This is a genomic window from Gilliamella sp. Pra-s52 (assembly GCF_009795805.1).
GTDB lineage: Bacteria > Pseudomonadota > Gammaproteobacteria > Enterobacterales > Orbaceae > Gilliamella.
Map to the genome: position 1 here is coordinate 1 of NZ_WTEY01000040.1, position 1,438 is coordinate 1,438.

Consider the following 1,438-nt stretch of genomic DNA (forward strand, 5'->3'; position numbering starts at 1 on the left):
GCGTTGCGCTTTTTCTAGTTGCCAATTTTTTTTGACATGTTCATGCGCTTCGTCTACTTTTTTCATCGCAATATCACGCTGATAAAGCTCGGTGATTCTCCACTCATCTAATCCCGCTTCAATAAGCGATTTTTGTTGTTGTTTTTCTTCTTCAAATAAGTCATCAACTTCGTTCCATTTGCTTAATGCTTCATCGCGTCATGTTCCAATAAACTTCATTGTTCCCCCACTACTCGTTTTATGTTTTATTGTTATCTAATGTGTTTTACAATAAATCACGTATATCATTAATGATTCACTAAAAATTCCATGATAAACATTTTTTATTTTCATGAGCTTCAGTTATTGCATCTGATAAAATTGATAAATCATCATTAGCATTTTTTTTATACATAGAATCAAGAGATACAGCAGAAATAATTTCTTTATTTTTAATAAAATATTTATTTTCAACAGTAAAAACGATTTCGGATTTTAAATTTTCATCATGATAACCAATTGGTATATTGTAGTATTCAGTGTTTGATAATACTTCAAATAAATCCTTTCTTTTACTAACAACAATTTTTGAACGGTATGTTTCACCATAAATCCTAAGATTAAGTTGCTTTTTCATACAATTTAACACAGCACCCTCTGTCGCATGTAAAGATTCAAGTGTTATCTCTTCAGCTTTTAATCCGAATGATACGCATAAAATGTTAATGCTAATCAAATATAATATACCCTTCATTATCTAATTCTCCTTTATTATATTTTTCTAATAATTCCGATGCTTTATAACCAAAAGTAATTTCAAAATGAGGATAATCTTTTTGTTTTTTCCAATTACCGCCCCAAGAAAAACCATTTCTTATACCTACAGAGGATATTCTGATTAAAACGTTTTCGTCCTAATTAACTTTCTTATCTTTGATCTCTATAACATCTATTGCTAATCCATAATTATGGTAACTATATCCTCCTCTAACCCAAGTAACTATATTTCCAGATGTTGTACGACCTTGCTCATAAAGGCGATTTTGTTCATCAATAGTTCTAAGTCCTGTCGTAACTTTTAATTGTATTCCAAATTGTTCTTCTACATCGTTGATAAAATCTACCGCATTTTGACGAATTCTCGGGTGTAATAACGTAATTCTTGAATTTGTCACACTATCCCAAGTCTCAGTTTTCTTTTCTGTAACATTAAAATAATCCACCATCGCCACCGGGTGAATAAACCACGCCTTGCCATCATTTGATAGATTGGATAGTTTCGGGGTATTAGCATTCGCATCGCTTTGTTCTGTGCTGGTTGTTTGAGCTTGAGCTTGCACTTGTGCCACCTGTTGCCACCACAGCGAGGGTTTGATGCGTTGCGCTTTTTCTAGTTGCCAATTTTTTTTGACATGTTCATGCGCTTCGTCTACTTTTTTCATCGCAATATCACGCTGAT

The 1,438-nt window shown here is 32.8% G+C and carries 2 protein-coding genes and 1 pseudogene; all 3 read right to left on the reverse strand.

Annotated features, from left to right (window positions below; translation table 11 throughout):
• Positions 1 to 298: 298 nt before the first annotated feature.
• On the reverse strand, positions 299 to 733 hold the full coding sequence (locus tag GQ594_RS11825) for a hypothetical protein (protein ID WP_160413178.1): 435 nt from the start codon (positions 731 to 733) through the stop codon (positions 299 to 301).
• Positions 708 to 878 carry a M15 family metallopeptidase gene (locus GQ594_RS12545; protein ID WP_160413181.1) on the reverse strand — a complete coding sequence of 57 codons (171 nt, stop codon included), beginning with the start codon at positions 876 to 878 and terminating at the stop codon, positions 708 to 710. Before GQ594_RS12545 ends, GQ594_RS11825 begins: the two co-directional genes overlap by 26 nt.
• Before the next feature lie 48 nt (positions 879 to 926).
• Positions 927 to 1,421 (reverse strand): annotated as a pseudogene (locus GQ594_RS11835) (M15 family metallopeptidase); the annotation flags it as partial.
• Positions 1,422 to 1,438: the final 17 nt, after the last annotated feature.